Here is a 7,037-nt window from a genome sequence, read left to right on the forward strand (position 1 = left end):
CAGGAGGTGCCCCCGTGGTGGGCGCCGCCGCTGGCACGCGCGGCGGGCGCGGACTGGGCCCGCACGGTCCTCACCTCGCGCAACCTCCTGCTGCCCCTGCGGCGGGCGATCGCCACCCGGCGTCCGGACCTCCTGAAGTCCAACGGCGGAGGGGCCAACGCGGTCCTCGTGCGGACCGGCGCCGGCGTGGTGGTCGACCATCGCCGCACCACGCTGACGCGCTGCCCCGAGCGGCGTGTCGCCCAGGCCGTCGCGCTGCGGGGCGGTGCCGCCGCCGAGCTGACGGCCGGACGGACCCTGTGGGTCGCGAACCTGCACGCCAGCCAGGCGATCCCGGTCGCGCGAGCGCGTGCCGACGGGCGCCGGGCGGCGGACTGGCTGCTCGGCCTGTCCGCGGGCGGGGCGAGCATCCTCGGCGGGGACCTCAACGACCGCGAGCCCACGTTGTCACCTCTGCGCGTCGTGGCCTCGCGGAGCGTCGATCACGTCCTCGCCGGCCCGGGGCTCACGGGTGCCGGCGACGGGCACACGCTGCGCCGCGCCCGCTCCGTCGACGGCCTGACCCGCCGGCTGAGCGACCACCCGCCGCTGCGGGTCACCGTCCTGCGTCCGGGAGGGCGCTGACGAAAACCTGTTCCGTCCCGGAGATTTCTGTGAAGCTGGGATGAACCGGAACCCGTCGAGCGTCCGTAGGTACAGGAGTCCAGACGGGCTCCGTTCCCGTCCCTCCCCGTACGAGGAGTTCCGCATGACCCCGCCCCGCCTCCTGACCGCGCTGTTCGCGGTCGCCGCCCTCGCCGGCTTCGCCGCCGGCTGCGGCGACGACGACGACAACGGCGACAACGGCTCCAGCGCCGCGACCCCCGCCCAGACCACCACCGCGCCGCAGACCGGCACGGTCGCCGCGCCCGACACGGCGCCGGGCGAGGTCCTGATGAAGGGCATCCGCTTCCAGCCCCGTGACATCACGGTCAAGGTCGGGGACACGGTCACGTGGAAGAACGTGGACCCCGTCGACCACAACGCGGTCGCCACCAGCGGCGCGGACTTCAAGTCCGAGCTCTTCGGCGAGGGTGGGACCTACGAGTACACGGCGGAGAAGGTCGGGAAGATCGAGTACGAGTGCACGATCCACCCGGGGATGACCGGCACCATCGACGTCGTGCAGTGATCGCGGCGGCCGCGGCCCCGCCTCAGGTGGCGCCGCGGCTCCAGCCGAAGCCGCGCAGCATCAGCAGCGCCCGTTCGCCGAGGGTCCCGCGGGCCGGCATGACACCCAGCTGCACGGCCGCGTCGTAGCGGTCGAAGAAGCCACGGACCCGCAGCAGCCGCTCCCGGCGCTCGTCCAGTTCGACGTAGAAGACCGCGTGGAGCACGAGGAACCGACCGGTCGCGGGAAGGCCGGCGAGCTCCTCCTTGTGGGTGGCCAGGAGCTTGACGGGAGCGCAGCCGAACCGCCCGTCGGGGCTCCACAGCCGCTGGGCGGTGGTCTCCATCCGGGCGTCCGGGAAGGCCGCCCACAGGCGGGCCGCGTGACCGGCCAGGCCCTCGACGGTCTCGATGGGCTGATCGAGCACCGGGTCCTCGTAGTGGATCTCCGGCGAGCAGACCGTCGCGAACGCGCTGCCGTCACGCCCCGACCAGGCGCTCTCCCAGCCGTCGAGGACGGCCTCGCCCGGCGCGGCGCTCATGCGCCGGGGACCGAGGTCGGGTCGAACTCGGGGACGCCCTCGGTGGCCGTCGAGGCCAGCGCGTAGGTGCGTCGAGGGATGCGGCCCGCCAGGCGCGCCAGGCGCCCGCCCTGCACCCCCGCGCGGATCGCCCGGGCCATCGCCACGGGATCGTGGGCGCGGCTGATCGCGCTGGCGCAGAGGACCGCGTCGCAGCCGAGCTCCATCGCCAGCGCGGCGTCCGACGCGGTACCTACCCCGGCGTCCAGGACCACCGGCACGTCCGCGCGCTCGACGATCAGCGAGATGTTGTACGGGTTGAGGATGCCCTGCCCCGATCCGATGGGCGACCCCAGCGGCATCACGGCCGCACAGCCGACGTCCTGGAGCCGGCGGGCCAGCACCGGGTCGTCCGTGGTGTACGGCAGCACCGTGAAGCCGTCGGCGACGAGCTGCTCGGCGGCGGCCAGCAGCTCGGGGGCGTCCGGGAGCAGCGTGCGTTCGTCGCCGATGACCTCGAGCTTGACCCAGTCGGTCGCGAACGCCTCACGAGCCAGCTGTGCGGTGAGGACCGCGTCGCGGGCGGTGAAGCAGCCGGCCGTGTTGGGCAGGACATCGACGTCGCACGCGTCGAGCGTGTCGATCAGCGAGCCGCGCATCTCGGGGTCGATCCGGCGCAGGGCGACGGTGACCATCCCGGTCCCGCTGGCGCGCACGGCGTCCGCGAGCGTCTCCATGCGGGCGAAGCCACCGGTCCCGAGCACCAGCCGGGAACGGAGCTCGCGGTCGGCGATGCGCAGCGTGTCGGATGTCGCGGTGTTCAGGTCCACGCGCTCATCCTCCCTGAACCGCGCCGACGACCTCCACGCGAGCACCGTCGGGCACGGTCGTGGTCGCCCACGACCCACGCGGGACCACGGTCGCGTCGAGCGCCACCGCGACCCCGCGCCCGTCCGGGTCGACCCCGGCGACGCGGCGCACGAGCTCGGCGACGGTGATGCCGACGGGCATGTCGGGCGCCGGATGCCCGTTGAGGACGATCACGCGGCCAACCCCGCGGTCGAGAACCGCTCCGGCGCGAACGCGGGGGCGATCGGCGCGCCGGTCCCGGTCAGCCCGGCCGCGACCAGGTCGGCGGTGATCGGGGCGAGCAGGACGCCGTTGCGGTGGTGCCCCGTCGCGAGGTGCAGGCCGGGCAGGGCGGGGTGCGGCCCGAGCAGGGGTGCGTTGTCCGGCGTGCCGGGCCGCAGGCCTGCGAGCGCCTGCTCGACCGCGAGCTCGAGCACGCCGGGCACCACCTCGTGCACGTCGCGCAGGAGCTCGTGCAGCCCGAGGGCGGTCACCTGGGTGTCGAAGCCCTGCTCCTCCATGGTCGCGCCCAGCACGACCGTGCCGTCCTCGCGCGGGACGAGGTATCCGGCGTCGAACCGCACCACGCGCTCGAGGACCGGGACCTGCTGCGCCGCGGCGGCGCCCACGCGGCCGCGCAGACGCAGGAGCTGACCCTTCACGGGCCGCACGGGCACACGGACCTCCGCGGGCAGCGCGTCGCGGAGGGACCCCGACCACGCCCCGGCGGCCAGGACCACCGACTCGGCGGCCAGGCGCGTGCCGTCCTGGAGATCGAGCCCCGCGACGCGGCCGTCGTGGACGGCGACACCGGTCGCGGTGGTGCGCTCGCGGACCACGACCCCGCAGGCGCGTGCGGCGGTCGCGAGCGCCTCGAGCGCGGCGCGTGGGTCCACGGCGTGATCGTCGGGGGCCAGGAGCGCGCCGCGGATCGACGGGGCCAGCGCCGGCTCGAGACGGCGCGCCGCCGACGGCAGCAGCCGCTGGACCGGAGCGCCGAGCGCCTCCCGCAACTGGGCCTCGCGGACGAGGGCCTCGGCGCCGTCCCGGTCCCGGGCGACGACCAGCGTGCCGAGCTCCCGGTAGCCGGGATCCACGCCGCTCTGCTCCTGCAGCTCGCGCGCGAACCCGGGCCAGCGCGCCGCGCTCTGGAGCCCGAGCGCGAGCAGGTCGCGCTCCCCTGCGTCCGCTTCGGCCACCGGCGCGAGCATGCCCGCCGCGACCGTGGAGGCGCCGGCCCCGACCCGGTCGCGATCCACGACGACGACCCGGGCTCCGAGCCGGGCGGCGCGGTACGCCACACCCAGGCCGGCGAGACCCGCGCCGAGCACGACGACATCTGGGGACGAGTGGTCGGACACCGTGCGGTCATCGTAGCCGGGGGCGGCCGGTCCGCTCTGGACGGAAATTCGGTGCAATCGGGGCGGGGAGTGCGTAGTCTCGCCCACCTCCATGAGCACATCGTCCCGTCTCCGGCGCCAGCGCGCAGCCGCCGTCGCCACACCGCTGCCGACGCGCGTGAAACCCCGCCCGGAGCCGACGTGGCGGGACCGTGCCCGGTACGCCTTCGACGCGTCGATGGCTCGCGGACCGAGCGCTCTGCTCGGCTACCTGGGCCTCGCCGTCGTCGTGATGGTGCTGCTGACGGCGGCGGTCGCCGTGATCGTCGGCACCGGCCCGACCGACAACCCGATCACGGCCGCGTACAACGCCCTGCTGCACACGATCGACAGCGGCACGGTGGCCGGGGACACCGGTACCGGCTACATCGTGCTCGGGCTCGTGGTCACGGCCGGCGGCATCGTGATCTTCAGCGCCTTCATCGGCGTGCTCGCCACCAGCCTCGACGAGCGCCTCGTCGAGCTGCGCAAGGGCCGCTCGATGGTGCTCGAGCGCGACCACACCGTGATCCTCGGCTGGTCGGACACCATCTTCACGATCGTCTCGGAGCTCGCCGTGGCCAACGAGAGCGAGAAGGACCCGGTGATCGTGATCCTCGCCGACCGCGACAAGGTGGAGATGGAGGACGCCATCCGCGAGCGCGTCGGTGATCTGCGCACGACCAAGGTGGTGTGCCGGACCGGGAGCCCGATCGACCTCCGCGACCTCGCGATCGCGAACCACCACAAGTGCCGCTCGATCATCGTCCTGTCCCCCGACGAGGAGGACCCCGACGCCAGCGTCATCAAGACGATCCTCGCGCTGACCCGCGGCCCGGACCGGCGGGTGGAGCCCTACCGGATCGTCGCCGAGATCGAGGACCCGGCCAACCTCGAGGCGGCGGCGCTCGTCGGCGGCAGCGAGGCCGTCCTGCTGGACAAGAGCGAGACCATCGCCCGGCTGATCGTGCAGACCTCCCGTCAGGCCGGCGCCGCCGCCGTGTACGTCGAGCTGCTGGACTTCGACGGCGAGGAGATCTACTTCCGCCACGACGCCGGCCTGACGGGGCGAACCTACGCGGACGCGCTGCTGGCCTACGAGAACTGCGCGGTGATGGGCGTGCGGACCGCCGAGGGCGTGACGGTGAACCCGCCCGCCGACACCGTGCTGGGCCCGGAGGACGAGATCGTCGCGGTGGCCGAGGACGACAGCGTGCTGCTGGCAGCGGCACCCGCGATCGGCGCGGTCGACGCGACGCGGATCACCGCGGGACGCCACGAGCCGGCGCTGGCCCACCGCGCGCTCATCATCGGCGTCAACCGGCGGACACCGACCGTCCTGCGCGAGCTCGACGAGTTCCTCGCCCCCGGCTCGGAGGCCGTGCTGTTCGCGGCCGACGAGGCCAAGCTCGACGCCGTCGCGTCCCGCACGCACAGCCTGAGCCGCGTGACGGTGCAGACGCGCGCCGGGATCACGACGGACCGCGCGACGCTGGCCTCGCTGGACGTGTGCTCGTTCAACCACGTCATCGTGATGTCCGACGACGACATGCCCGCGCAGCGCTCCGACGCCCGGACGCTCGTCACCCTGCTGCACCTCCGGGAGCTGACGGCGGACGCCGAGCAGCACGTCACCATCGCGTCCGAGATGCTCGACGAGGGCAACCGGGCGCTCGCGCAGGTCACCAAGGTCGATGACGTCATCGTCAGCGACGAGATCGTCAGCCTCCTGCTGGCCCAGATCTCCGAGAACGAGCACCTCGCCGAGGTGTTCGACGAGCTGTTCAACGCGGAGGGCTCGGAGGTGTACCTGCGCGACGCGGCCGCCTACGTGTCCGCGGGAGCACCGGTGACCTTCGCCACGCTGGTCGCGTCGGCCGCCGCCCGCGGCGAGTCGGCGATCGGGTACCGCCACATCGCCCAGGCCGAGGATCCCGACGCAGCCTTCGGCGTGCGGTTGAACGTCGCGAAGTCGGAGCTGCTCGCCTGCGAGCCCGGCGATCGGCTGATCGTGCTGGCGGAGGACTGAGCCGGCGACACGTCCGCGCCGCACGACGTTCCGTACCCTGGGCAGCGCATGCCGTCCCCGTCCCGCAGCGACCGCCTCGCCCAGCTCTCCCGTGCCCGCCTGTATCTCGTGACGGGCGCGACGCCGGCGGCCGGCCCCCTCGGGGACGTCGTGGCCGCGGCCGTCCGGGGCGGCGTCGATCTCGTGCAGCTGCGCATGAAGGACGCGGACTCGGACGCCGACCTGCTCGACGCGGCCGCCGTCGTCCGTCGTGCCTGCCGCGCGGCCGGGGCGCTGTTCGTGCTGAACGACCGCCCCGACCTCGCGCGAGCCGCGGACGCCGATGCGGTCCACGTCGGCCAGGACGACCTGCCGGTCGACGAGGCCCGGGCACTCGCCGGCCCGTCGGTGCTCGTCGGCGTCTCGACGCACAGCGCTGACGACCTCGACCGCGCCTGGCTCGATCGCGCCGACTACGTCGGGGTGGGCCCGGTCCACGCGACGCCGACGAAGCCCGGGCGCCCGGCGGTGGGCCTGGACTACGTCCGGCACGCCGCGGCGTCCGCCGCGACCCTGCCCTGGTTCGCGATCGGGGGCATCGACCTCTCGAACGTGCACGCCGTCCGGGCCGCGGGAGCGCGGCGCATCGCGGTCGTCCGCGCGATCACCGACGCGTCCGACCCCGCCGCCGCCGAGCGCTCCGCCCGCGCGTTGCGGGCAGCCATCACCGAGGAGACCCCCGTTGGGACGACGTAGCCGCAAGGCGGGACGCGTGCCGGGCGACGCGCAGGCGGCGCCGCGCCGGCTTCCGCCGTCCGCAGAGGAGACCCGCGCCGCGGATCCCGCCGTCGCGTACGCCGACCGGCAGGCGCGGACCGAGGCCCGCAACGCCGAGCTCCGGGCCAAGCTCGTGCCGCTCGCACCGGACGAGCACCCGCGGCCGCTGAAGGCCGCGATGGTCACGTGCGTCGTGCTGGCGGCGGCCAACGTGGCGCTCGCGCTCTCGGGGTACGAGATCGCGTCCGAGGACGGATCGAGCTCGTCGAACTACGTCGGCGTCACCCTCTTCAGCATCATCCTGCTCATCGCCGCCGTGGGCATGTACAAGCACCGCTACTGGGCGATCCTCGG

9 protein-coding genes are annotated in these 7,037 nt (G+C 74.3%); 5 read left to right on the forward strand and 4 right to left on the reverse strand.

Annotation, left to right across the window (positions count from 1 at the left end):
• Both ABYE80_RS15035 and ABYE80_RS15040 read left to right on the forward strand, forming a co-directional pair.
• On the forward strand, window positions 1-624 hold a 624-nt coding region (locus ABYE80_RS15035; protein WP_372791102.1), incomplete at its 5' end, for a hypothetical protein.
• Window positions 625-748: 124 nt separating this feature from the next.
• Window positions 749-1,171, forward strand: a complete 423-nt coding sequence (locus tag ABYE80_RS15040) for a plastocyanin/azurin family copper-binding protein (protein ID WP_372791103.1) — start codon at window positions 749-751, stop codon at window positions 1,169-1,171.
• Window positions 1,172-1,193: 22 nt separating this feature from the next.
• On the opposite strand, the gene ABYE80_RS15045 is transcribed toward ABYE80_RS15040, so the two are convergent.
• Genes ABYE80_RS15045 through thiO form a run of 4 tightly spaced genes read right to left on the reverse strand, consistent with a single transcriptional unit; the run spans window position 1,194 to window position 3,880 of the window.
• Window positions 1,194-1,691: an ester cyclase gene (locus tag ABYE80_RS15045; protein ID WP_372791104.1), complete on the reverse strand. Its 498-nt coding sequence runs from the start codon at window positions 1,689-1,691 to the stop codon at window positions 1,194-1,196.
• Window positions 1,688-2,494, reverse strand: coding sequence for a thiazole synthase (locus ABYE80_RS15050; RefSeq protein WP_372791110.1), 807 nt, complete (start codon window positions 2,492-2,494; stop codon window positions 1,688-1,690). Before ABYE80_RS15050 ends, ABYE80_RS15045 begins: the two co-directional genes overlap by 4 nt.
• A 10-nt stretch (window positions 2,495-2,504) precedes the next feature.
• Window positions 2,505-2,714, reverse strand: a complete 210-nt coding sequence (thiS, locus tag ABYE80_RS15055; RefSeq protein ID WP_372791105.1) for a sulfur carrier protein ThiS — start codon at window positions 2,712-2,714, stop codon at window positions 2,505-2,507.
• Window positions 2,711-3,880: a glycine oxidase ThiO gene (gene thiO / locus ABYE80_RS15060; protein WP_372791106.1), complete on the reverse strand. Its 1,170-nt coding sequence runs from the start codon at window positions 3,878-3,880 to the stop codon at window positions 2,711-2,713. The genes thiS and thiO overlap by 4 nt, the downstream gene beginning before the upstream one ends.
• Before the next feature lie 91 nt (window positions 3,881-3,971).
• On the opposite strand from thiO, the gene ABYE80_RS15065 reads away from it, so the two are divergent.
• The 3 genes from ABYE80_RS15065 to ABYE80_RS15075 form a co-directional block, all read left to right on the forward strand.
• Entirely contained in the window at window positions 3,972-5,927 is a 1,956-nt protein-coding gene (locus tag ABYE80_RS15065) for a potassium transporter TrkA (protein WP_372791107.1), read from the forward strand.
• A 48-nt stretch (window positions 5,928-5,975) separates the two neighbouring features.
• Window positions 5,976-6,662 carry a thiamine phosphate synthase gene (gene thiE, locus ABYE80_RS15070; RefSeq protein WP_372791108.1) on the forward strand — a complete coding sequence of 229 codons (687 nt, stop codon included), beginning with the start codon at window positions 5,976-5,978 and terminating at the stop codon, window positions 6,660-6,662.
• Window positions 6,649-7,037: hypothetical protein (locus ABYE80_RS15075; protein ID WP_372791109.1), on the forward strand; the 389-nt coding region annotated here is incomplete at its 3' end. The genes thiE and ABYE80_RS15075, both read left to right, overlap by 14 nt.

The sequence above is a fragment of the Paraconexibacter sp. genome (genome assembly GCF_041602235.1).
Classification (GTDB): Bacteria; Actinomycetota; Thermoleophilia; order Solirubrobacterales; family Solirubrobacteraceae; genus Paraconexibacter.

Excerpts from the sequence above, each read along its gene's own strand:
- ABYE80_RS15045 (WP_372791104.1), bottom strand. The coding sequence starts at position 1,691 with ATGAGCGCCGCGCCGGGCGAGGCCGTCCTCGACGGCTGGGAGAGCGCC.
- ABYE80_RS15065 (WP_372791107.1), top strand. The coding sequence starts at position 3,972 with ATGAGCACATCGTCCCGTCTCCGGCGCCAGCGCGCAGCCGCCGTCGCC.
- ABYE80_RS15040 (WP_372791103.1), top strand. The coding sequence starts at position 749 with ATGACCCCGCCCCGCCTCCTGACCGCGCTGTTCGCGGTCGCCGCCCTC.
- thiE (WP_372791108.1), top strand. The coding sequence starts at position 5,976 with ATGCCGTCCCCGTCCCGCAGCGACCGCCTCGCCCAGCTCTCCCGTGCC.